Source organism: Selenomonas timonae (assembly GCF_014250475.1).
In the GTDB taxonomy this organism is placed as follows: Bacteria; Bacillota; Negativicutes; order Selenomonadales; family Selenomonadaceae; genus Centipeda; species Centipeda timonae.
In genome coordinates, this window is the sequence record NZ_CP060204.1 from 607,183 (window position 1) to 630,483 (window position 23,301).

The following is a 23,301-nucleotide window of genomic DNA, read 5'->3' on the forward strand; positions in this document are numbered from 1 at the left end:
TCTAGGTTGTAAGAAAAGGTTTTGCAGAGGAGGAGTATTATGAAAAAGAAACATATATCAGAATGCTGGAATAGTGTGAAAGGACATAAACATCATGAGTTTATAGATGTAGCAACGAATAGTGACAATTTACTGTTTATTGATCCTATATTGATTCAAAACAACAGCGATGAGTGGAGTAAAAAGGCAAATGTATTGATACAATCTTTTTTTGATGCTTTTTATGAGGCATATCGTCAGGCAGATAATATACGGAAAAAAGAGTTGTTATCACATGCTGGTGAACAAAATGGAACACGTTTTGGTTATGGTCGTGGAGATAACGGAAAAGGAAATACGGCACAAGGTCTCCTTGAAATTTTTGCTCCGTTAGAAGAGCATATTTTCAAAATTTCAACGATAGAAAAAGCCGAAGATTTATCCATACTTATTCCAAACTTTGCAGAAGACGGGCTCTCAGATATGTTGACCAATATTCTACATGATGAGTTAAATCAATTTACGTCTTACCAAATGGCTAAATACGGCATCGAGAGTGAAGACTTGCTGAAGTTCTGGACGTGGGATGGCGAAAATAAGATGTGGATAGAAGTAGAAAGACCGGCCTACGCCATTGAGGGGAAGGAATTACTTCTTGTGCCTAAGAATATTGTTCGAAAGAATTATCTTTTTAGTGTACATCAATATTTTACTAGAATTATTATCGATCGTGAACGAAAAGATGGAGGGTATATGTTTGATGGAAAACCCATACCTAAACGAGAGATCGTAAAAAAGAAAAGGAGAAGCGGAAAACATTGGGAATATGATGAAACAATTCTACACACACAAAATCAGAATGATGCGTTAGGAGAATATCATGAAAAATTACCTTTATTTTATAAAGAAAAAAGGAATATCGTAGACGACAATACTTTAGACAGATGGGTATATGGATATATCGTTAGATAAGGAATAGATATTCGAAGGATGCAAACATTCCGTAAGCCCTTCGAATATGTTATAATACCAGCATGGAGGTCGGAGCGACGCGTACATGACAGCAACGAATATGGACATGACAGAAGAATATAAGGCAAAGCCCATCCTAAAGTGGGCAGGCGGGAAGACGCAGCTGCTCGGGGAGTTGTGCGCGAAGGTACCGTCGCACTATGGGAAATACATTGAGCCGTTTTTTGGTGGCGGGGCATTGTTTTTCGCGTTGGAGCCGGAGTACGCCGTTCTTGCGGACAGCAATCCGGAGCTCATCAATATGTACCGTGAAGTCGCATCGGACGCAGAGCAGGTTATCGCATATCTGGAGCAGTATGAGAATACCAGCGAGCGCTTCTATGAGGTGCGAGCACTCGATTGGAAGTACCTGCCTCCAGCAGAGGCTGCTGCACGGATGATCTTCCTCAACAAGACATGTTTTAACGGGCTTTATCGTGTCAATAAAAAGGGGCAGTTCAATGTTCCTTTTGGGCGGTATAAAAATCCAAAAATCTGTGATCGTGCGGCGATTCTTGCGGCGTCGCGTGTCCTTTCGCGTGCAGAGATCATCTGTGGCGATTATCTGGATGTATTGGAGCATCATGCGGCGGCGGGGGATCTGATCTTTCTGGATCCGCCGTATCTGCCGATCTCGGCGTATGCGGATTTCAAGCGCTATACGAAGGAGCAGTTCTACGAGGAGGATCATGTGCGCCTCGCAGAGATGGTTGCACGCCTCCACGAGCGTGGCTGCTATGTGATCCTTACGAACTCGAATCATCCGCTCGTGCATGAGCTTTATGCGCCATACCGGATTGACACCATCCAGACAAAGCGCCATATTTCCTGCAATGGAAAGAGTCGTAAAGGGGAAGATGTAATCGTAACGGCAATCCCTGCGCCGTACTCGAGTATTACGCTCGGTGAGGCTCCCCTTTCGCCGCAGGTTTCACACTATCCGCCGACGCGCTTCATGGGGTCGAAGCAGAAGCTTCTCCATGAGGTTTGGGCGGTCGCGTCACAGTTTGGCGCAGAGACCATTACAGATCTCTTTTCTGGCTCGGGGATTGTCAGCTATATGTTCAAGGCTCAGGGCAAGACTGTCCTGAGCAATGATTATATGGCGATGGCGGCGACGTTTTCCAAGGCGATGGTGGAAAACAGTACGACGACTCTGCCGCGCAGTATGGCGGAACGACTGCTCGTCCCGCAGAGGGAATCGGATCACTTTGTGGCGCGGACGTTTCGGGGAATCTACTATACGGACGCGGAGAATGATCTGATTGATACGCTGCGGACGAATATCGCCGCGCTTCGGAGCCCCTATGAGCGTGCGATTGCGATGACCGCGCTTATCCGTGCCTGCATCAAGAAACGTCCCCGCGGTATATTTACATATACGGGACATCGCTATGACGATGGCAGGAAGGACTTGCAAAAGTCGCTAGAGGAACATTTCCTCACGGCGGTGGAGGCGGTGAATGCGGCGGTCTTTGACAACGGCGGGACGCATCGCTCACGCTTAGGCGATGCAATGACACTGCGCACACAGGCGGATCTCGTCTACATGGATCCGCCCTACTACTCGCCGCTCTCGGACAATGAATATGTGCGGCGCTATCATTTCGTCGAGGGTCTGGCGCGCGATTGGCAGGGAGTGGAGATTCAGGAGCATACGCTGACGAAGAAGTTTAAATCATATCCGACGCCCTTTTCGACACGGCTCGGGGCGGCAGAGGCATTTGACCGCCTGTTTCGGAAATTCGCGCGGAGCGTACTCGTGGTTTCCTATTCCTCGAACAGTCTACCGACGCAGGATGAGATGCTCGCGCTGATGGCAAAGTACAAGGAGCACGTTGAGGTGATCCCTGTGGACTACAAGTATGCGTTTGGCAATCAGGCGGCGGCGAAAACGCATCGGAATGTGGTGCAGGAATATCTCTTCGTTGGCTATTGAGGGGGCGCACAGATGGAGCGGGACATTGACATCTGGCTGGTCGGCAATACGGGGCTGCGCAGTCCGAACCGCATTCAAGAGGGCTTTCGCATCTATGCGGAGTCTCCCTTTGTGGGGAATTTTCGCGGGCGGGACAATGAGATCGGCTTTATGAATCTCCTGAACGAGCGCGGGATTATTCACAACGAGGCGGGGAAGGATGCGTCCGGCAGTCATGCGCGCAAGTGGCGGCTGATGTTTGCGAAAAATGGGCTGATCTATCCACCGCTGAAAAAGGTGGACGGATCGCAGGCGGAGCTTGGCGCGCTTGATGCGATTACGCCGTTTGGGCGGACATTCCTCGCGGCGGATACCTATCCTGCAATGCAGGAGTGCTTTCTGCGTGCGATGAGCGTTGCACAGTTTCCGTTGCCGGGGGAAGGTTATTTCGCACCACTGCGTTGGGTGCTGACAATTATGTTGGAACTCGAGCGACGCACGGGCTTGTCTGAGATCAGTCGCATCGAGTTTGCCCTCTGGGCACAGACGACAACACCGCAGGACGATCTCTCTGCCGTTGTGGATCGCATACTTGACCTCAGGGAGCGTCGTCAACATGCTGCGTTGAAGAGGAAATTTGATCGCGGCGAAATCGAGCGGCGTGCGGAGTGCTACCACAAGAAAGCGGATAATTTTCTCGACTACGCAGATATGAATATGCGCTATCTCAGGATCACAGGCATCTTCCAACGCAGAGGCAGAGGTCTGATGATCCTGCCGACGAAGCATGTTCTGGCGGAGCAACTTGCGCAGTCATCGGTGTCGGAGAATTCGCTCCTGCATGCATATAAAATGCTGTGTGCCGGAGCTCCTCTGCCGACGGACGATGTTCCCGTTGCGCGTAAATTGTTGGATGCGCTGCAAAAACTCCTAAAGGAGCGGCACATCGCATTTGAGCCTCCCGCGCCACCTCTCGAGACAGCGGTACAGATCAATGTTGCACGACAGAGACTTGAGCAGCTCTTGGCGCAGACGGACGAATTACAGTATGCGCAGCGCCAATGCCACGAGTGGCGTGAGATCTCGGACTATATGACACTTATCCTGCGCGGCGGCGGGAAGAAGAGCTATGATGAGGACTACGAAATCGAGGTGCCGCGGGATGAGTTGCCTGTGTACCTCGAGTGGATTCTGTGGCGTGCAATTCTTGCCATCAATCACCTGACTACAATGCCGTACGAGGTGCGCGGATTCAAGATGGATGCGGACTTTATGCCGGTCAGCACCGCAGGCGGCGGCAAGGGCGATCTCTACAGCGAGTTCGACGATTTTGCGATCCTCACGGAGGTTACGATGTCCTCGTCCTCGCGGCAGGAAGCGATGGAGGGGGAGCCGGTGCGGCGGCATGTCTCTGACGCTGTTTTGCGCTGGGCACCAAAGCCTGTTTACGGACTCTTCATCGCGGTGAAGATTGATACGAATACCGCCGAAACCTTCCGTCACGGGATATGGTATACGAAACAGGAGGAGCGGCAGGAGCTTCAGATCGTCCCGTTGACGCTCGCGCAGTATCGGACGTATTTCAATGCGATGTTTGCGTCCGGCAATGCGGTGCCGACACGCGTGCGCGAGCTGCTCCTCCTCTGTGCGAAAGATCGTGCGGCAATGGATGCGCCTCTATGGAAGGCGCATGTGGAGAAGATTGTGCAAAGTCGCGCACAGATGCTCATGGAGAGCGCGCGGAGTACATATGTATATGAAGATGTCGAAGCACATAAAGCGGCAGAGGAGTTTTCTTCGTATAGGAAATAGGAGCTGCACAAAAATAGGGCACATGTACGATGCTTTCTTCGTGCATGTGCCCTATACTTTTGTCTATTCCGTTACGCCGCTTCCCTCTCCTCCTCCATCTCACTCAGAAATGGCGGCTGTGCCTCCATCAGTGTGACGATGCGGTCGGGGAGTTTGTACTGGATGCCGCCGCCCGCGCGGCCGAACCACGGGGCGATCTTGCCCTTCTCGACGCCGTCAATGCTGCGCTCGACGATGTAGATGTGGAAGTCGCCCTCGCTCGTGCTGCTCGGCAGTGCCCGCTGCTCGAACGTCATGCCGTCGGGCGAGACATAGCGACCCGTCGGCTTCCCGTAGCGCGTCAGCACATCGCCCGAGGGGAGCGTAACCGTCACAATCACACCAACCGCGCCGTCGTTGCTCGGGTAGATGGGGCGGCCGTCGTCGGCATAGAAGCGCGCCTCGCCCCCCTTGCCGAGGGTGTACGTCATGCCCTGTTCGGCGGCAAGCTCCGCGATGAATTCATCGGTCGGCGGGGCAAAGTTGTAGTACATCTTCCAGTAGGGGGGCTGCTCCTGCGCACGCACCTCTGCGGCGACAGCGGTCTGTCCGATGGAGGGGGCGGTGTCCGTGCCGATCTGCGGCGTGACGAGCGTGGTGAGGACGAAGAGTGCAGCACTGACAGCGCTCAGGATGGAGCGGCGCATGTGCCCTCCTGCGTCACGCGCCGTCATGGGGAGGAGGCGGTCGATGAGTTTCATGAAAATGCTCCTTTCTGGAAATTCTCATAATTTAATACCTATATCATATAGTAGAATACGAAAAAATACAATACGAAAGACCTTCTAATCAAAACAATCCATTTATGTTATTCTTTTTTTGGAAATATATATTCAAACTCATCGTATAAGGAGATATTATCATGGCATTTTGTGAAAACTGCGGGAATCAGCTCGGCGCGGGAGAGCGGTTCTGTACCAACTGCGGCGCGCAGCCCTCTCCCGTGCGACACGGGGGAGGGGGACTGCGTGAGCGGTGGTAGGGGCGCTTTGAGCACCCAGCACGAAAAACTACAAGAAAGTGATGTTGCACGAATCAAAACGACTTTCGTGTAACATCACTTTTCCTATGCCATCAATCGCAGCACCTCTGCAATATCCGCGTCGATCACGATGCTTTGCGCGGCGATCTCGTCGGGCACGAATGCTGTTCCGAGGCTTACGCTTGCGAGCGTGACATCCGTGCGCGATGCCGTCATGCGCCAGAACGGGTACTTGATGATGCCGGGCGTATTCATTCCAACGCCGAGCTCGAGGAGGAGCGTCCGCTTCCTCTCCGTATGCGCGAGGAAGTCCGTGTAGCGCGCAGCCGCAGCATCCCAGCCCGCATCCTCGACAAAGCTCGCGTCCGCACGCAGGTTCGTCGTCATCTCCGCGCCGTCGTCGGGACAGTATGGGATGAGCGCCGTCGGGATCTCCATCGCGGGCGCGCCGTCCGTCGGCAGAAGCAGCGTTCCATCCTCATCGAACGTGAACCCCTGCGCCGTGAGCATGGCGCGCACCATTTCCTCGTTATCGTAGGTCTTCCGCGCAGAAGCCCCATGCGGTGTACTGCTCTGAAAGAGGCCGAAATCGCCCTGCGTATAGAAGAGCCGCTCCTTCTCAAAACCCACCCGCTGAAAGGCGTGATCGACGTTCGTCGTCAGTACGAAGTAGTCCCGCCCTGCGACCAGATGCAGGAGATTCCCATACACATCACCCGGCAGCGGCGCATAGCGGTTGATGTAGATGCTCCTGCTCCACCACGCCCAGAACATCTCACGCGACGGGAACGGATAGAATCCACCGCTGTAGATATCCTCGATGCCGAAGCGCGCGTGAAAATCCGAAAAGTATTTCAGAAAACGTGCCCCTGCATAGTCATATCCTGCTGCCGTTGATAGTCCCGCCCCCGCGCCGATCAGGATGCACTCGACAGATGCGAGGGCATTTTTTAGTTTTGCAATGGATTCGTTCATCGTAAAAGTCTTTCGTAGATCGCGCGATCCTCGTCCTTGAACACGTTGAAAATGACGCGCTCGATGCTGTCATTTTCGCGCAGGAAGGCACACACCTCACGCACGGCGATCTCTGCCGCCGCCTCATTCGGGAAGTGGAACTCGCCTGTGGAGATGCAGCAGAATGCGATGGAGCTCAGCCCGTGCTTCGCCGCAAGGGAGAGACAGGAGCGATAGCAGGAGGCGAGCAACGCCAGATCCTCATCCGTCAGCGCGCCCGCGACGATGGGGCCGACCGTATGGAGGACGTGGCGCGCGGGGAGGTTGTAGCCCGCCGTGAGCTTCGCCCTGCCTGTCTCCTCTGGATGTCCCTGTCGCTCCATGAGCGCAGCACATTCCGCACGCAGCTGCAAGCCCGCCGCCGAGTGAATTGCGTTGTCAATGCAGCGGTGACACGGGATGAAGCAGCCGAGGAGCGCGGAGTTCGCCGCGTTCACGATTGCATCTGCTGCAAGGCGCGTGATGTCACCCTGCCAGAGGACAATGCGCGGGTCGGAGGGCACGGCGGGGAGCGTCATCACGTCCACCACGCCGCGCCCCTCCCGCTCCGCCGAGAGCAGCTCATCCTGCAGGCGCAGGAACTCCTCTGAGATCGGGCGCGGCGGACGGGCATTCATCAGCGCGCGCAGGAGACCCCGCTGTGCCGCATGATCCTCCCCCACCTGCACTGCCTGTGCGCGGTACTCCGGCATCTCATCGAGGAGTAGGGTGTTGAGTTTTTGAATACTCACGCTTGCACCAATGACACGCGCTCGCCCACATGAGCCCCGCTCTCGATCAGATCGACCATGCCGAGCGCGTAGTCCGCGTAACTGATAACGCTCTCGCCCGCGCCGCTCAGCGTCAGCTCCTCGCCGCCGAAGATGTACTTGCCCGTCTTTGCGCCGTCCGCCTGGAAATCCGCCGCAGGGCTGACAAAGACCCACTTTGCATCCGTGCGGGAACGCAGCGCCGCGAGCTCATCCGTCTGCGCCTTCGCGAGCGCGTAGAACTCTGCGGGGAACTCCGGCGTATCGAGCAGCTGCACCTTGTGCGCCGGATCGACATAGAGGCTGCCCGCACCGCCCACGATGTAGAGGCGCGTCGCTGTCCCCGCCACGAGATCGGCGAGATGCTGACTCGTCTTCGTGTGCAGCGGCAGGGTATCGGGCGTATATGCGCCGAATCCATCGACCACCACATCAAATCCCGCGAGATCCACCTTCGTCAGATCGAGGATGTCCTTCTGTACGAAGTCCTTTGCCGCGCTCTTGTTCTCGCTGCGTGCAAATGCCGTCACCGCATGTCCGCGTGCGATGAGCTCCTCGATGATCGCACGGCTTGCCTTTCCATTTGCTGCTACAACTGCGATTTTCATATTGTACCTCTCCATAAAATTATTTTGTAATTAACTTGATTACAAGAGAAGTATAGCACAGAGAAAACATAACGTCAAGAGATACAATAAAACTTTTTTGAAAAATAATCAGCGTACGAAGCGCATTATTGAAAAATGAGGAAATCTGTGCTATGATAGTTATCGAAGCGAAAAGTGGAAAATGATCCGCAGGAGCGCGCAAGCCGCATTCCACCGTTGCGACTTTCCAAAACGGCGCAGCCCGCGCCGGACAAGGAATAGAGACGATCTGCCACGCGATTTTCCGTCTGGAGAACGCATTTCGGCAGCAAAAACAGCGCGAAAAACGGACGACTTTCCAAAATGGCTTCTCAGCCCACGTGGGACAAGGGCTAGGGACGACAGAGTCCCAACACATAGAATGCTGCGTGCGGCATTGAAACCCTTAATTATAGAAAAGTCCTTCCCTTCGTTTAAGGTCCCAACACATGTAATGCTGCGTGCGGCTTTGTCCAGATTGGTGTTAGGCACAAAAAAGCGTTACACTTGCCTCTTGGCGAGCGTAACGCTTTTCATATGCAGTTGATATGGCATCGCTTCTTGACGCAGATGCACACAAATGATAGAATAGAGATACAAAAGGGCACTGTCTAGCGGTCGCCCCCATTACAAGCGAGATTTCCCCGCCAGGGTTTGGTAGACGCAAGGCGGGGTTTTCTCTTTTATCGTTTCACGGATATAATCAGCACGGTGAACACTACGAGAAAAGTGAGAAATTCGTAGGTCTCCATACCAACCTCCCCCTTTCCAGGGGGCAAGATTCGACCGCCCTTTCGACAGTGCTTGCGTTTAGTATAACACAAGAACATACGTATGACAAGAAAATCCCCTTGATGCACACAGCGTCAAGGGGATTCTTCTATATGCGATTCTTCAAATATCCAGATTCCGCACGAGACGTGCATTTTCCTCGATGAACTGGCGGCGCGGCTCGACCTTGTCGCCCATGAGGATGGTGAAGAGCTCGTCCGCCGCCTCTGCGTCCTCCGCACCGACCTGCAGCATGGTGCGCCCCTCGGGGTTCATCGTCGTCTCCCAGAGCTGCTCGGGGTTCATCTCGCCGAGACCCTTGTAGCGCTGGATCGTCACGCCGTCGCGTCCGATCTCGTCGAGTTTCTTCGCCTGCTCCTCGTCGGAGTAAGTGTAGAAATGCTTCTTGTCCTTGCGGATCTGATAGAGCGGCGGCTGCGCGATGTAGACGTGCCCGTGATCGACGAGCGGCTTCATGTAGCGGTAGAAGAAGGTGAGGAGCAGCGTACGGATGTGTGCGCCGTCCACGTCCGCATCCGTCATGATGATGATCTTGCTGTAGCGGCGCTTCGCGAGGTCGAACTCCTCGCCGATGCCCGTGCCGAACGCAGTAATCATCGTACGAATCTCGGCGTTGGCAAAGATCTTGTCCAGACGCGCCTTTTCGACGTTCAAAATTTTTCCGCGCAGCGGCAGGATCGCCTGGAAACGGCGGTCGCGTCCCTGCTTTGCAGAGCCGCCCGCAGAGTCGCCCTCGACGATGTAGATCTCGCACTGGTCAGGGTCTTTCACAGAGCAGTCAGCGAGCTTGCCGGGGAGGCTCGATACCTCGAGCGCGTTCTTGCGACGCGTGAGCTCGCGTGCCTTTCGCGCAGCCTCGCGCGCACGGGACGCCATGAGAGCCTTGTCGAGCACCCTCTTTGTGACGGCGGGGTTCTCCTCGAAGTACTCCATCAGCCCCTCTGTGACGATGGAGTCCACGATACCGCGCACCTCGGAGTTGCCGAGCTTCGTCTTGGTCTGACCCTCGAACTGCGGCTCGCGCACCTTGAGGCTGATGACGCAGGTCAGACCCTCGCGCACATCCTCGCCCGAGAGGTTGCCGTCCTTGTCCTTCAGCACGTTCAGCCGCCGCGCGAAGTCGTTCGCCGCGCGCGTGAGGGCGATTTTGAAGCCCGCGAGGTGCGTGCCGCCCTCCTCGGTGTTGATGTTGTTGACGAAGCTGTAGATGTTCTCCTGATAGCTGTCGTTGTACTGCATCGCGATCTCGACGACCGTATCATCCTTTACGCCGTTGAAGTAGATCGGCTCCTCGTTGATCGTCTCCTTCTTGCGGTTCAGGTGCGCAACGAACGAACGGATGCCGCCGTCGAAGTGGAAGGTCTCGCGGCGCTCCTCCTCCCCGCGCTCATCCACAAGGGTGATGGTGATGCCGTGGTTGAGGAACGCCAGCTCGCGCAGACGATGCTTCAGCGTCTCGAAGCCGTAGGTCGTGACGGTGAAAATCTCGGGGTCGGGGACGAAGTGGACGCGCGTACCCGTGGTCTCGCAGGTGCCGATCGTATGCAGCTTCTTCTGCGTGACGCCGCGCGCAAAGGAGATGGCATGGATCTCTCCGTCGCGGCGCACCTCAACATCCATCGTCGAGGAGAGTGCATTGACGACGGAGACGCCGACGCCATGCAGACCGCCCGAGACCTTATAGCCGTCGCCGCCGAACTTGCCGCCTGCGTGGAGAACGGTGAGCACGACCTCGACGGCGGGCATGCCGCTCTCGTGCATGTCGACGGGGATGCCGCGCCCGTTGTCGGTGACGGTGATGCTGTTGTCCTTGTGGATGACGACCTCGACTGTGTCGCAGTAGCCCGCAAGCGCCTCGTCGATGGAGTTGTCAACAACCTCATAGACAAGGTGGTGCAGTCCGCGTTCTGATGTCGAGCCGATGTACATACCGGGACGCTTGCGCACCGCCTCCAGTCCCTCGAGCACCTGAATCTGTCCCGCGCCGTAGTCGGCATCGACAGCGGTCACCTCGTCGCCCATCTCCTCGGCGGAGATGGCGATGCCCGAGAGGTCGGGCATATCTGCCATCTCAGCGGCTTCCTTCGCCTCCTCCGGCGTAAGCGGACGTACCTCCGCCTGCTCCTCGTTTGCATTCAGGTCGATATTCTTTGCCATCATGTCCTCCTTGGGGGTCTACTTTTTCGGAATCGGCTTTATACGAATGATTTCGCAGTTGTTTTCCTTCAACAAATCAGCACAGTATACGCGCAGCGGCGGAATGTCATCGTGAGCCATGTCCCAGACTGCAGTCATGTCGATGGAGCTGTGGTAGGTATGTGCGAAGAAGTTACGCATTCCCTTGATAAGTCTCCACGGAACTTCCGTATGAGTCGTGATGAATTCATTGGAAAAGGATTTTGCCACCTCTCCGATGGTCTGCAATGCCATGGAACACGTATGCTGATAGTGACGATCCCGCATAAAGTCTTCCTGTGTAGCACCAAAACGCTCTATTGCGCTGATGATATCATCACAGTACTGCACGATGATTTGCAGGATCTGCGCGTCTTTCGAGCTGAGATTCATAAAGCAGTACCTTTTCTCTCTCTATGTATTTCGTAAAAATCGGATACTCTGTCGGAATGCGCGTGATGATATCCACCTCTTTCGCAAGAGCTTCCTCTATATCCAGATGAAAGGCAACCAGATCAAGCAGTTTCATGCTGCGATCAGTTTCCGCATAGACATCTACATCGCTGTCCTCACGCGCCTCGCCGCGTGCATACGAGCCGAAGAGCCAGACTTTTTCGATCTTATATTGTTCACAAATAGGGCGGATTTTCGTGCGGATTTCGTCGATGGTGAGAATCATGGGGATCGCCCCTTTCTGTAAATTATTTCTTTTTCGCCTTGCGCTTCTTCATCTCTTCCCAGAACTCACGCGTGGTGATGAGTTCGTTCCTGAGTTCCCAGAAGGTGCTTTGAATTTTTTTCGGCGTGACCTCTTCGGGTGGGAGTCCGCGATGGAGCATGGTGAGAAAGCGTGCGTTCTCGCTGTCCTGTGCGGTGTACTCGCTCTCGCCCGCGATCTGACGGACGAGGTCGGCGCGCTCGCTGCCGAGCATAAGGGCATCACAGGATGGGACGCGGCGCACGATGTCGGCGAGCTTTGCCCACGGTTCACGTCGGAGGATGGCACGTACCTCGCGGCGCACGCTCCGCTCCTCTGCGCGCCGGCAGTCGAGGCAGACGCCCTGCACCATGCGTCCGCAAGAGGGACAGGAGGCGAACCCGCGCTGCTCCTTGAGGCGCTGTGCCTTGCGCGAGATCTGATAGGCACGCTGAATGCGCGTTGCGAGTTCGCCGTCACTGACCGTCTCCGCGAGCGCTGTACCGCGTGCAATCTCCTCATCTGTGAGTCCCGTCTGCACGACGGCGCGCGCATAGGCGGCAGGCGTCTCTGTATCCACCCCCTCCTCGCTCAGAATGGGTTCGGGGCGCGCAGAGCGGGCAAAGGCAATCTCCTTGACCATGCGCCCGCCCGCGTAGTTGTTGACACACTGGACGATCTCGGGCGCGCTCATGCGCATCTCGTTCTTCCATGTGGCGTCGGGTGTATAGAGGAAGAGTTTGCCGTCACGCACGGCGACAGCGCGGACGCGGCGCGCGATCATGTCGCCCATGATGTCTGCCCAATGGGAGAGGGTGGTGTGCGTGATATAGTCGCGCTCGAAGGCGGGGCCAAGGCGGTGGATGGCGGCGCGCACGTCTTCGCCCGTATCCGCTGTGCCAAGTGTTGTGCGCATCGCTGTGCCTCCTATCAGCTTGCCATATGTTCCCCTAATCTCCAATGTTTCTACTCTTCCCTCACCCGTCCCGCCTCCACATAGCGGTACGTGCCCATGCGCTCACTGGGGAAATATGCCGCGTCGGTTGCGGTGATGAATGTTTGGATCTGCTCGCTCTCGATGAAGGAGAGGAGCGCAGACCTGCGTGCGGCATCCAACTCGCTCATCACATCGTCAAGCAGTAGGATGGGTGCCTCGCCGACGTGCTCGCGCAGGTAGAAGAGCTCGGCGAGCTTCAGCGCGAGCGCGCCCGTGCGCTGCTGTCCCTGCGAGCCGTAGCTCCTGAGGCTCATGCCGGAGGTGCTGAGGACGATATCGTCGAGATGCGGCCCTATCCCCGTTGTGGCGCGTGCAATGTCGCGCGTACGCCCATCATGCAACATCTCATTATACCATAGTTCGAGGCGTTCTGTCATGCCATCTTTATCACGCGTGAGTTCTGCAGGCGCATGCGCGATCTCATAGGAGAGCGCGAGCTCCTCGCCCGCCGCAAGCACCGCCTGCACGCGCGCGGAGAGCGCACCGAGCTGCTCCGTTGCTGCGATGCGGCGCGTGACGATGTACGCCGCACTCTTTGCGAGCTGTGCGTCCCACGGGAGAAGTGCATCGGGCGGGATAAGCCGCTCGCGAATGTCCTTCAGGAGAGCTCCGCGCTGGCGCAGGATGTGCGTATAGCGCAGGAGCTCGCCGTAGTAGGCGGGGCTTGCCTGAGAGAGCTCGGCATCCAGATAGCGACGACGCAGTGCAGGCGCGCCCTTGACGAGGAAGAGATCCTCGGGGGAAAAGAGCACCATTGGCAGGATGCCGACCAATTCGCGCTGTTTCAGATGCTCCCCCGCGTACTCGATGCGCCGCCGCATGCCGCGCCGAAAGGTAAAGGAAAGCTCCGCAGGAACATCGTGCCGCAGAAAGGAGAGCGCGATATGCGCTCCGTCCGTACCCATGCGAATAAGCTCCGCATCGCTCGAGGTGCGATGGGAGCGTCCAAAGGCGGCATAGTAGAGCGCCTCGATGATATTCGTCTTGCCCTGCGCGTTCGCACCGAGAAAGATCTGCACACCCGCATCGAAGTCGAGGTGCAGTTCATCATAGTTACGGTAGGAACGCAGTTGTAACGATGTAATTCGCATAATTACGCACGCGTAACACGGTAAATATCTGTACCATCTACTGTAATGATGTCACCTTGGACAAGTTTACGGCGGCGTGCAGTCTCGACCTCCCCATTGCGCAGGATAGCTCCCTCTGCAATGAGTTCCTTTACGACGCCGCCGCTTGGTACAGCGCCCGCGAGCTTTAGGAATTGGTCGAGCTGGATATTCTCAGTGTGAATCTCGATGTCTGTCAATGTGTCCTCACAGGCGTTACAACGTAGATATAGTTTGGATCGGCTTCCTCACGGATCGTGATCGGCGAGAGGTTCATGCCCTGTGCGTTCGCCCCCTGCAACGAGAGGATGAAGGTATCGCTGTCGAGGGACTTCACAGCATCCATGAGATAGGAGGCGTTGAATGCAATCGTCACATCATCGCCCGTAACCTCTGCGGCGATGGTCTCCTCTGCCTCGCCGATCTCGGGGCTGTTCGAGGAGATGCGCATGAGCCCCTGCTCGAATGCGAGTTTGACGATGTTATACTGATCGGTGCGTGCGATAAGCGAGGCGCGTTCGACCGCCGAGGCAAAGGTAGCAGCGTCGAGTGTGACGCGCGTGCGGATGTTCTCCTCCTGCGGGATGACGCGGCGGTAGTCCGGGAATGCGCCCTCGATGAGGCGTGATGTCATGTAGATGCTGCCGGATGACATGCTGATCTGGTTATAGGAGCAGGTGACGTGGATGTCGGTCGGTACGTCGCCCGTGATGGTACGCGTGACCTCCTCGAGGAATTTCGCAGGGATGATGATGCGGATCTGCCCTGCATCCTCTTCGAGCAGCTCGCTCTTGACGGCGAGACGGTGGACGTTCGTGGCGGCAAATGTGACTTCCTTGCCCTCGACTTCGAGCTGGCAGCCCGTGAAGATGGGACGGCGGTCACGCTGCTCCTCGCGCAGGCAGGCGAAGGTTGATTTCTTGACAAGGCGCGCGAGCGTACGGTCTTTGATAGTAAACTGCAGTGTTCCTTCCATACGGTGTAGGACTGGGAAGTCACTAACCTCCATTGTACGGAGGGTGAAGCGTGCGCTGCCGGAGCGGATGACGGCAAGTCCGTCAGAGCTGCCTGTGTCGATGGAGACTTCCTCTGCGGGCAGTTTGCGTGCGAATTCTGTGAGGTATTTGCCGGGGAGGACTGCGGTGCCGATGGTGTGGATCTCGGCGGGGATGGTGACGATGAAGCCGAGCTCGTAGTTTGTGGATTGGAGTTCGAGCTGTCCTTCCTTTGCTGTCATGTAGATGCCTGAGAGGATTGGGGTCTGCGGCTTGGTGGAGAGTCCCTTGCTGACAATTTGCAGCGCGGAGATCAGATCGCTCTTTGCAAGCGTGATGTTCATAGTATTTCCTTTCCAATGGGAGGAGAGCGTTTTGCTCATCCGTGTACTCGTTTTTCTATAAATGCGTGTAGTAAATAAATTTAGTAGTGATAGTAGTAGGGGCTGTGGATTGGTTGAAAAGTGGAAAATGCCCTAGAAAATCACGGGGAGGGCTGTTGATAAGTTGGGCGGAGTTATGCTTTAGTTATCCACAGTTTACACAGATGAGCGGTGGATGGACTATTATCCACAAAACATCCACATGAAATGCGGCGTGATGTGAACAGGGATATCCACAGGTCGCTAGATCCCCTTGATCTGGATGGTGAGCGACTCGATCAGCGCCTTGGTGGCGCCGTCGGACTCCGTGAGGTTCTGGATCTTTTTGTGCGCGTGGATGACGGTCGAGTGATCGCGGTTGAAGAAGCCGCCGATGGTTGGCCACGAGACCTCGGTCAGCTCGTGGCAGAGGAACATTGCAATCTGACGCGGGTAGGCGATGTCATTGCTGCGTTTGGTCGAGCGGATGTCCTCGCTCGTTACTTTGAAGTGGGTGCAGACGATGCGTTCGATCATCTCCATTGTGATGCGGCGCCCCTTCTCGCCGTGCAGATAGTTGCCGAGTGCGGCGACGCAGGTGGTCTCGTCGATCGGCATGCGCATCATCGAGGCGTATTTGATGAGACGCGTGAGCGCACCCTCAAGTTCACGGATGTTGCTGTCGACGCGGCTTGCGATATAGGTCACAACATCCTCGGGGATGTCGACCTGTTCGGTCTGCGCCTTCTTTTGGAGGATCGCAACGCGCGTCTCGAACTCCGGCGGCTGGATGTCCACGACTGCGCCGCCCGCAAAGCGCGAGATGAGGCGATCCTCGAGATCCTTAACGTCCTGTGGCTGTCGATCAGAGGTCAGGATGATCTGCTTGCCGCTGTCGCGCAGCTTGTTGAATGTCTGGAAGAACTCGGTCTGCGTCTGCTCCTGCCCCGCGAAGAATTGGATATCGTCGATCAGCAGCATGTCGATGTTGTAGTATTTCTCACGGAATGCGTCCATGCTCTTCTCGCGGATGGAGCGGATGAATTCGTTCGTGAAGTCCATGCTCGCGATGTAGAGGACGCGCTTCTCGGGATGGTCTGCGAGAATCTTGTGTCCGACTGCGTGCATGAGATGGGTCTTGCCGAGTCCCACGCCGCCGTATATGAAGAGCGGGTTGTGCGCGGGCAGTCCCGGCGCGTCTGCGACCGCCTTTGCCATTGCGTATGGGAATTGGTTCGAGCGTCCCATAACGAAGGCATCGAAGGTGTATTTCGAATTCAGCGTTGTCGCGTCGTCGGGTGCGGGCGCATGCGTCCCCTCCGATGCGAGCGGGAGGCTGCCCTGTGTAGGTGCGCTCTCCTCCTCTGCCTCTGCGGTTTCGGTTTTTTCTGCGGGCGCTTCCTTTTGTGCGGATGGTTCTTTCTGTGCGTCGGCGATCGCGGGGTCGACGATGATCTTGAATGTATAGCCTGCGCCGAGCGCCTGCTGTACGGCATCGCCGAGCAGGACGAGGTAGCGCTGCTCGATGTACTGTTTCGTGAAGATGGTATCTACGGCGAGAATGAGCTCCTTGTTTTCGAGAGCGACGGGGATCATGGGCGCGATCCACTTCTTCACGGCATCCTCGTGGATGATACCTACGGTCTTTTCAAGTACCTTCTGCCATTCCTGCGCGAGGGCGGCGGTCTGTTCTACGGACATACATCTGCGTCCCTTCAAAAAAATTTTTGGTATGATATGAGCGTTTATCCACAGACTTATTCACAGTTGTTGATAAATGCGGCGACGAACAAGGAGAGATAAAATGTGAAGAGACAAAATTATGCACGTCTTTTTCACAGGTTTTCCACAAATACAATGAGGATATTTTAGCAAAAAAATGGCGACTTATCAACAGGGGCTTTTGCCTCATCCGGCGAAAAAAACGCGTAAATACCGTGTCCACGCCTTGACAGTGCCGGTTTTTTTCGTCTATAATGTCGCCTAGCAATCTATTTTATTGAATCGCCGCACGGCATATGCCGCGAAGCGCGGCAGCAAAGGAGGTGACGTGAGGTGAAGAGAACATTTCAGCCCAACAATCATTGGAGAAAGAAGACACATGGTTTCCGTGAGCGCATGAAGACGAAAGGCGGCCGCCTCGTATTGAAGAGAAGGCGTCAGCGCGGACGAAAGAAGCTGTCGGCGTAAGCCCTCAGACGATCAGAGGTCACCGCGGGTGACCTCTTTTTTAACGATATGGAAAAAAAACTCACACTGCCGCGCGCAAAGATGATCAAGCGCCGCAGCGATTTTCAACATGTCTATCAAAAGGGGACATCCTTCGCGGGGCGGCGGATGATCCTCTACGTTCTGCGTGACGCGCGCGTTGCGGGCAAGGTCGGCTTCGCCGCAGGGAAAAAGCTCGGCTGTGCCGCTGTGCGCAGTCGTACGAAGCGCCTCCTGCGCGAGGCATATCGCCATATGCAGCACGAGCTGCGCGGTGATGTTGGGATACTCCTCATCGGGCGCGCAGGACTCTCTGCGGGCAAAATGCAGGACGCCGCCGCAGAGCTCAGAATGCTCGCACGCCGCGCCAAGATCTTTGCGGACGGACGGGAAAAGAGCCGCACGGGGGAGCAGTGATGAAGCGGCTGCTCCTCCTTCTCGTGCACGTTTATCGGAGCGGCATCTCGCCGCTCCTCCCCCCATCGTGTCGCTACTATCCGACCTGCTCGGCATATGCGTTGGAGGCGATTGAGCGCTACGGCGCATGGCGCGGCGGCTGGATGGCACTCCGGCGCATCCTGCGCTGCCATCCGTTTCACAAGGGGGGCTACGACCCCGTACCATGAAAATTTTTATTGCGTATTTTGAACGAAATAACACATACTTCCGCACAGTAGGAGGAACTACAGTTGATCGAATTTTTTAGCAATCTCTTTCAGCCGATCATTCATATTTTGCAGTTTATTCTCGGGGGATTCTACACCGTCACGAGCGCTGCAGGCCTCGTCAGCTACGGCTTTCCCATCATTCTTCTCACCATCCTCATCAAGCTTGTGACCTACCCGCTCACCGTCAAGCAGATCAAATCCATGAAGGCGATGCAGGAAATCCAGCCGAAGATGAAAAAGATCCAGGAAAAGTACAAGAACAACCCGCAGATGCTCCAGCAGAAGACGGGCGAGCTCTTCCGCGAGTCGGGCGTCAACCCGCTCGCCGGCTGTCTGCCGCTGCTCGTGCAGATGCCGATCCTCATGGGCATGTACTACGCGCTGTTTAACTTCACGTTCCCAAGCCCGGAGGCGGCGGCGTTCTTCTGGCTGCCGAACATGAGCGAGCCCGACCCGTTCTACATCCTGCCCGTGCTCTCGGCGGCGACCACCTATCTCCAGCAGAAGATGACCTCCACCGAGATGAATGCACAGATGAAGATCATGATGACCGTCATGCCGCTCTTCATCGGCTGGATCAGCCTCACATTCCCCTCGGGACTCGTGCTCTACTGGGTCACGATGAACATCGTGCAGATTACGCAGCAGTGGTGGATGTACCGCGGCGAGGGCGCAGCGAAGGAGGCACACTGACATGGCAGAGATCATCGAGACCACCGGCAAGACCGTCGAGGATGCACTCTCGCATGCGCTTGACAAACTCGGCTGCGGCAGAGCCGAGGTCACCTACGAGATCGTACAGGAGCCGTCGGGTGGATTCCTCGGGCTCTGGGGCAAACGCGAGGCGCGCATCCGCGTCACGACGCGCCCTGTCATTCCGCCGCAGCGCACGGAGATCCAGACCCCTGCGCCGCCGACCGTGATCGCATCGTCCCCTGCTCCTGCATCTCAGGAGCAGGGACAGCAGGAGGATGGATTCGGCGTACGCAAGCGTTTCCATACCGATCTGCGCTCCTCGGCGCGCAAGAGTTCGGAGCAGTCTGTCTCACGCGGTGGATATGGCGACCGTCAGGAGCGGCCTGCGCGTACGAGCGAGGATCGTCGTGCGCCGCGCGAGGGCAGCGGGCAGGGCGGCTATGGAGAGCGGCGGGAGCGTTCCGCACGCGGCGGCTACGGTGAGCAGCGCCGCAGTCAGGGACAGGATTTCCGCAAGGAGCGGAGAGAACGTCCCTCCTACGAACGCAGCGATGCGAACTATGAGGAGCGCAGCCACCGCGAGCGGACGGACAGTCAGCTCATCCCGCTTACCGATGAGATGCATGCAGCCGCAGAGGCATTCCTTGGCGATATATTCGCCGCGATGCATCTCAGCGTCACGCTCACGCGCACGGACACGCCTGTGGGCACGATCTTTAACATGGAGGGCGAGAACCTCGGCATCCTGATCGGCAAGCATGGAGCGACGCTCGACTCGCTCCAGTACCTCACGAACCTCGTTGTGAACAAGATTCCCGAGACGGGCTATGCGCGCATCATCCTCGATGTGGAGGACTATCGTGCGCGCCGTGAGGAGACCCTCACGCGCCTCGCGGGGCATCTCGCGGACAAGGCATGCCGCATCGGCGAGGAGATCCACCTCGAGCCGATGAGCCGCCACGAGCGCAAGATCATCCACATGGCGCTGCAGGACAACCGCCGCGTCACCACCTACAGCGCGGGCGACAATCCGCGCCGTTACGTTGTCATCGTGCCGCGTCGCCGGCGCTACACGCGTGACTACGAGGAGCCGAGCTACGACCGCTACGAGCGGTGAAGATAGGAAAAGGGGTGTTGTACGAAGCGAGGGAACTTCGTACAGCACCTCTCTTTGCATGATTTCAGTATCGGGGAGAGAAAGAGCGCTGCCCAAAAGCGAACCCTAGTGGAGCAAGCGGAAGCGAGGGCACGTTCTGCCCCCTGCGGATTTCTACCGTTCAAGCGAAGCGCGTTTAGGAATCCGCAGGTATTTAGGCAGATAAGTGCCCGACCGCTTGCGTAACTAAGCGTTCGCGTTGGGTGCGCTCTTCTATAAACTACATATGGAAACGGGAACAGGGGATTGGAAAATGACAGAGGATACGATCAGCCAGATCGCCACCGCATACGGCGCGGGCGGCATCGGCATCATTCGCGTGAGTGGAGCGGACGCATTTGCCGTTGCACGGCAGATCTTCCGCCCTGTGCGGGGTGATCTTGGGGAGATCACGCCCTACCGCGCGCACTATGGACAGATCACAGCGGCGGACAGCGGCGTCATTGACGAGGGGATCTTGCTGCCCATGCGTGCACCGCACTCGTATACGGGCGAGGATGTCGTGGAGCTGCAGTGCCACGGCGGGAGCATCGTCCTGCGTGAGGTGCTGCTGCGGACGTGGGAGGCGGGTGCGCGTCCTGCCGAGGCGGGCGAGTTCACGAAGCGCGCCTTTCTGAACGGACGGCTCGACCTCACGCGTGCCGAGGGCGTCATGGAGCTCATCGCGGCAAAGAGCGCACGCAGCGCCCGCGCCGCACGCGAGCGCATGGCAGGCGCCCTCTCGCAGGAGATCGCAGCGATCCGCCACCGCCTCCTCGGCGCGATTGCGCGCATCGAGGCGGGCATCGACTTCCCCGAGGACGACATCCCCGCCGCCTCCGCTGCCGCACTCAGAGAGGATATTACGGCGGCGGCATCAGCTGTTCGGCGTCTCCTCACGGGGGCAAATGCGGGGCGTATCCTGCGTGAGGGTGTCAAGACCGTCATCGTCGGGCGTCCGAACGTCGGCAAGTCGAGCCTCCTCAACGCCCTCGTCGGCACAGAGCGTGCCATTGTGACCGATGTGCCGGGCACGACGCGCGATGTCATCGAGGAGGAGATCAGCATCGAGGGCATCCCCCTGCGCCTCCTCGACACGGCAGGGCTGCGCGCGGCAGAGGATGCGGTGGAGCAGATTGGCGTCGCGCGCACAGAGCAGCATATGCGGGACGCGGAGCTCGTGCTTGCCGTCTTTGACAGCTCCAGTGAGCTCACAGAGGAGGATCATGAGCTCATTGCACGTCTGCGCGAGATGAACGCCGAGACCATCATCCTCTGCAACAAGGAGGACTGCGCGCGCGTCCTGCGCGTCGCGGACTTTGACGGTGTGAATGCGCCCGTCCTCATGATCTCCGCACAGGCGGGGACGGGACTCGATGCCCTGCGCGAGACCATCGCCGCGCGCGTGCAGATGATGGAGGGCGATCTCAGCGACGGTGCACTCCCGAACAAGGAGCGCGAGGTAGAGGCGCTGCAGCGCGCCGCACGTCACCTCTCCGAGGCGGAGAAGACCCTCGCGGCGGAGATGGGCACGGACTTTATCTCCATCGACCTGCGCGGTGCCTACGACACCCTCGGCGCGATTCTCGGCGAGACCGTCGACACCGACCTCATCGACCGCATCTTCAGCGAGTTCTGCATTGGGAAATAAAGACACAAAACAAAAAGAGCCGCAGAGCGGCTCTTTTCTTGTGTACGAAAAGAAGTATTATCCCACGACCCAGACGACGAAGTAGAGGACGAGCGGGATGGTGACGCAGAAGATGCCGATGAAGTCGATGTAGACACCGGTCTTGATCATCTTCGTGATCGGGATGTAGCCGGACGCGTAGACAATGGCGTTCGGCGGCGTCGACACGGGCAGCATAAAGCCCAGTGAGGACGACAGTGCGATGCCGACTGCGACGTGCACGGGGCTGAAGCCCGCAGCAACTGCTGCCGTGATGCCGAGGGGGCCAATCATGTTGGTCGCTGCCGTGTGGCTTGTGAGCTCAGAGAGGAGCAGCGCCATGACGCAGAAGATCGCAACGAGTGCGAACTCGGAGGGCTCACCGCCGAGCATGCCGACGATCTTGTCGCCGACCCACTGCGAGAGGCCGGTCTTATACATCATGCCGCCCATCGCAAGACCACCGCCGAAGAGGATCAGCGTGCCCCACTCGACACCTGCAACAGCCGACTTCCACTCGAGCGTGAACTGACGCTCCTTGAAGTTGATCGGCATGAGGAAGAGGAGTAGCGCACCGAACATCGCCGCAACCGCCTCGGGGAAGAGATGGTTATACATCTTGAGCACAGGGCTCGTGCTGCCGAGCGTCATCGAGAGAATGCCCGGGAAGACCCAGAGGACAACAGCGACGAGGAAGCAGACGAGCGTGTTCTTCTGCGCCGTCGATGCGCTCCACATCGGGCGGGAACATGCGGATGAGGATAAAGTATGTGATGACGAAATAGACGACCATTGCGATAACGCCCCACGTCATCCACTCGAAGAACGAGATATGGATGTTCGCCATCTGATCGAGGAAGCCGAGCATGATGATGTTCGGCGGTGTGCCGATCGGGGTGAGAACACCGCCGATCGAGCAGGAGTACGCGGTCATCAGCATGAGACCCGTTGCGTATTTATAGTCGTGGAGGTCGATCTCCTTGCCGTTGGCGGCCATCATTTCCTTGATGGCGCCGAGGAGACCGAGGGCGATCGGGAACATCATCGCGGCAGTTGCCGTGTTGCTGACCCAGCCGGAGCAGAGCGCTGCGGCAAGACCGATCGCGAGGAAGATGCGGCGCGGGTTCGAGCCGACCCATGAGCGCGAGAGCAGCCAGTAGGCGAACCGCTTGTCCAGCCCGTGATCCATCATCGCCTTGGCGAGGATGAATCCGCCCATGAAGAGGAATATCATCGGGTTTGCAAAGGCGGCGTAGGCATCCTTTGCCGTGACAACACCGGTGACGACGGCGAGCGTCGGACCGATCAGGGAGGTAACGGGGATGGGAACGGGTTCGGTGATCCACCAGAGAGCAACGAGAACCATGATGGCGAGCAGCTTGTGTGATGCGACAGTCAGTCCCTCAATGGGTGTCAGGAACACCAGCAGGGCAAGCACTGGTGCGCCGAACAATCCGACGAGACGTCGTGTCCGATCAAACTTTTGTTCTGCCTCATGAATTCTTTGGGCTTCTTTGCTTTGATCAGCACTCATTTTTTCAGCCTCCTTATACATTTAGGTAATAATTTCCTTGCCCGATTATTATTATACGAAATTTTCAACCCTTTTGGCAACTATTTTCTGTTGGATAGATTAACTTTTTTTTTCTGCGTTTTCTGCTATAATGA

22 protein-coding genes and 1 pseudogene are annotated in these 23,301 nt (G+C 56.9%); 10 read left to right on the forward strand and 13 right to left on the reverse strand.

Annotated features, from left to right (window positions below; genetic code table 11):
• Nucleotides 1-39 precede the first annotated feature (39 nt).
• The 3 genes from H1B31_RS02795 to H1B31_RS02805 all read left to right on the forward strand — a co-directional run bounded on the left by H1B31_RS02795 (nucleotide 40) and on the right by H1B31_RS02805 (nucleotide 4,720).
• Nucleotides 40-951: a DUF8370 family protein gene (locus H1B31_RS02795; protein ID WP_185980821.1), complete on the forward strand. Its 912-nt coding sequence runs from the start codon at nucleotides 40-42 to the stop codon at nucleotides 949-951.
• A gap of 85 nt (nucleotides 952-1,036) precedes the next feature.
• Nucleotides 1,037-2,929 (forward strand): Dam family site-specific DNA-(adenine-N6)-methyltransferase, encoded by a 1,893-nt coding sequence (locus tag H1B31_RS02800; RefSeq protein WP_185980822.1) that lies wholly within the window; start codon nucleotides 1,037-1,039, stop codon nucleotides 2,927-2,929.
• A gap of 12 nt (nucleotides 2,930-2,941) precedes the next feature.
• Nucleotides 2,942-4,720 (forward strand): AlwI family type II restriction endonuclease, encoded by a 1,779-nt coding sequence (locus H1B31_RS02805; RefSeq protein ID WP_185980823.1) that lies wholly within the window; start codon nucleotides 2,942-2,944, stop codon nucleotides 4,718-4,720.
• Between the two features lie 71 nt (nucleotides 4,721-4,791).
• Here H1B31_RS02805 and H1B31_RS02810 read toward each other — a convergent pair whose 3' ends face one another.
• Nucleotides 4,792-5,460, reverse strand: coding sequence for a TNT domain-containing protein (locus H1B31_RS02810; RefSeq protein ID WP_185980824.1), 669 nt, complete (start codon nucleotides 5,458-5,460; stop codon nucleotides 4,792-4,794).
• A 161-nt stretch (nucleotides 5,461-5,621) separates the two neighbouring features.
• Between H1B31_RS02810 and H1B31_RS02815 the strand changes: the two genes are divergently transcribed.
• The gene (locus H1B31_RS02815; protein ID WP_185980825.1) at nucleotides 5,622-5,741 is read left to right on the forward strand and encodes a zinc-ribbon domain-containing protein; all 120 of its coding nucleotides are present in this window, start codon (nucleotides 5,622-5,624) and stop codon (nucleotides 5,739-5,741) included.
• Between the two features lie 84 nt (nucleotides 5,742-5,825).
• Here the strand turns inward: H1B31_RS02815 and H1B31_RS02820 are convergent, their stop codons facing one another.
• From H1B31_RS02820 to dnaA, 11 genes are all read right to left on the reverse strand, one after another.
• The gene (locus H1B31_RS02820) at nucleotides 5,826-6,716 is read right to left on the reverse strand and encodes an SIR2 family NAD-dependent protein deacylase (protein ID WP_185980826.1); all 891 of its coding nucleotides are present in this window, start codon (nucleotides 6,714-6,716) and stop codon (nucleotides 5,826-5,828) included.
• Nucleotides 6,713-7,486, reverse strand: coding sequence for a protein-ADP-ribose hydrolase (locus H1B31_RS02825; RefSeq protein WP_318842522.1), 774 nt, complete (start codon nucleotides 7,484-7,486; stop codon nucleotides 6,713-6,715). The genes H1B31_RS02820 and H1B31_RS02825 overlap by 4 nt, the downstream gene beginning before the upstream one ends.
• On the reverse strand, nucleotides 7,483-8,112 hold the full coding sequence (locus tag H1B31_RS02830) for an NAD(P)-dependent oxidoreductase (RefSeq protein ID WP_185980827.1): 630 nt from the start codon (nucleotides 8,110-8,112) through the stop codon (nucleotides 7,483-7,485). The genes H1B31_RS02825 and H1B31_RS02830 overlap by 4 nt, the downstream gene beginning before the upstream one ends.
• Nucleotides 8,113-9,024: 912 nt before the next feature.
• Entirely contained in the window at nucleotides 9,025-11,079 is a 2,055-nt protein-coding gene (gyrB, locus tag H1B31_RS02835) for a DNA topoisomerase (ATP-hydrolyzing) subunit B (protein ID WP_185981217.1), read from the reverse strand.
• A gap of 18 nt (nucleotides 11,080-11,097) precedes the next feature.
• The gene (locus tag H1B31_RS02840) at nucleotides 11,098-11,490 is read right to left on the reverse strand and encodes a HepT-like ribonuclease domain-containing protein (protein ID WP_185980828.1); all 393 of its coding nucleotides are present in this window, start codon (nucleotides 11,488-11,490) and stop codon (nucleotides 11,098-11,100) included.
• Nucleotides 11,435-11,776, reverse strand: a complete 342-nt coding sequence (locus H1B31_RS02845) for a nucleotidyltransferase family protein (protein WP_185980829.1) — start codon at nucleotides 11,774-11,776, stop codon at nucleotides 11,435-11,437. Before H1B31_RS02845 ends, H1B31_RS02840 begins: the two co-directional genes overlap by 56 nt.
• A gap of 22 nt (nucleotides 11,777-11,798) precedes the next feature.
• Nucleotides 11,799-12,710 carry a DciA family protein gene (locus H1B31_RS02850; RefSeq protein WP_185980830.1) on the reverse strand — a complete coding sequence of 304 codons (912 nt, stop codon included), beginning with the start codon at nucleotides 12,708-12,710 and terminating at the stop codon, nucleotides 11,799-11,801.
• Nucleotides 12,711-12,760: 50 nt separating this feature from the next.
• Nucleotides 12,761-13,882 carry a DNA replication/repair protein RecF gene (gene recF, locus H1B31_RS02855; RefSeq protein WP_185980831.1) on the reverse strand — a complete coding sequence of 374 codons (1,122 nt, stop codon included), beginning with the start codon at nucleotides 13,880-13,882 and terminating at the stop codon, nucleotides 12,761-12,763.
• Nucleotides 13,883-13,884: 2 nt separating this feature from the next.
• Nucleotides 13,885-14,100: an RNA-binding S4 domain-containing protein gene (locus H1B31_RS02860; RefSeq protein WP_185980832.1), complete on the reverse strand. Its 216-nt coding sequence runs from the start codon at nucleotides 14,098-14,100 to the stop codon at nucleotides 13,885-13,887.
• A complete protein-coding gene (gene dnaN / locus H1B31_RS02865; protein WP_185980833.1) occupies nucleotides 14,097-15,239 on the reverse strand; it encodes a DNA polymerase III subunit beta in 1,143 nt (380 codons plus the stop codon). The genes H1B31_RS02860 and dnaN overlap by 4 nt, the downstream gene beginning before the upstream one ends.
• 282 nt (nucleotides 15,240-15,521) lie before the next feature.
• Nucleotides 15,522-16,958 carry a chromosomal replication initiator protein DnaA gene (gene dnaA / locus H1B31_RS02870; protein ID WP_185980834.1) on the reverse strand — a complete coding sequence of 479 codons (1,437 nt, stop codon included), beginning with the start codon at nucleotides 16,956-16,958 and terminating at the stop codon, nucleotides 15,522-15,524.
• A gap of 354 nt (nucleotides 16,959-17,312) precedes the next feature.
• Here dnaA and rpmH point away from each other — a divergent pair, with 354 nt between their 5' ends.
• From rpmH to mnmE, 6 genes are all read left to right on the forward strand, one after another.
• A complete protein-coding gene (rpmH, locus tag H1B31_RS02875) occupies nucleotides 17,313-17,447 on the forward strand; it encodes a 50S ribosomal protein L34 (protein WP_006305399.1) in 135 nt (44 codons plus the stop codon).
• A gap of 48 nt (nucleotides 17,448-17,495) precedes the next feature.
• Nucleotides 17,496-17,882 (forward strand): ribonuclease P protein component, encoded by a 387-nt coding sequence (rnpA, locus tag H1B31_RS02880; RefSeq protein ID WP_185980835.1) that lies wholly within the window; start codon nucleotides 17,496-17,498, stop codon nucleotides 17,880-17,882.
• Nucleotides 17,882-18,091, forward strand: coding sequence for a membrane protein insertion efficiency factor YidD (gene yidD / locus H1B31_RS02885; protein WP_185980836.1), 210 nt, complete (start codon nucleotides 17,882-17,884; stop codon nucleotides 18,089-18,091). Before rnpA ends, yidD begins: the two co-directional genes overlap by 1 nt.
• A gap of 63 nt (nucleotides 18,092-18,154) precedes the next feature.
• Nucleotides 18,155-18,826: a YidC/Oxa1 family membrane protein insertase gene (locus H1B31_RS02890; protein ID WP_185980837.1), complete on the forward strand. Its 672-nt coding sequence runs from the start codon at nucleotides 18,155-18,157 to the stop codon at nucleotides 18,824-18,826.
• 1 nt (nucleotide 18,827) lies between these two features.
• Nucleotides 18,828-19,946, forward strand: coding sequence for an RNA-binding cell elongation regulator Jag/EloR (gene jag / locus H1B31_RS02895; RefSeq protein WP_185980838.1), 1,119 nt, complete (start codon nucleotides 18,828-18,830; stop codon nucleotides 19,944-19,946).
• 292 nt (nucleotides 19,947-20,238) lie between these two features.
• Nucleotides 20,239-21,615 carry a tRNA uridine-5-carboxymethylaminomethyl(34) synthesis GTPase MnmE gene (mnmE, locus tag H1B31_RS02900; protein ID WP_185980839.1) on the forward strand — a complete coding sequence of 459 codons (1,377 nt, stop codon included), beginning with the start codon at nucleotides 20,239-20,241 and terminating at the stop codon, nucleotides 21,613-21,615.
• Between the two features lie 57 nt (nucleotides 21,616-21,672).
• On the opposite strand, the pseudogene H1B31_RS02905 reads toward mnmE, so the two are convergent.
• A pseudogene (locus H1B31_RS02905) lies at nucleotides 21,673-23,167 on the reverse strand (SLC13 family permease).
• Between the last annotated feature and the right edge of the window lie 134 nt (nucleotides 23,168-23,301).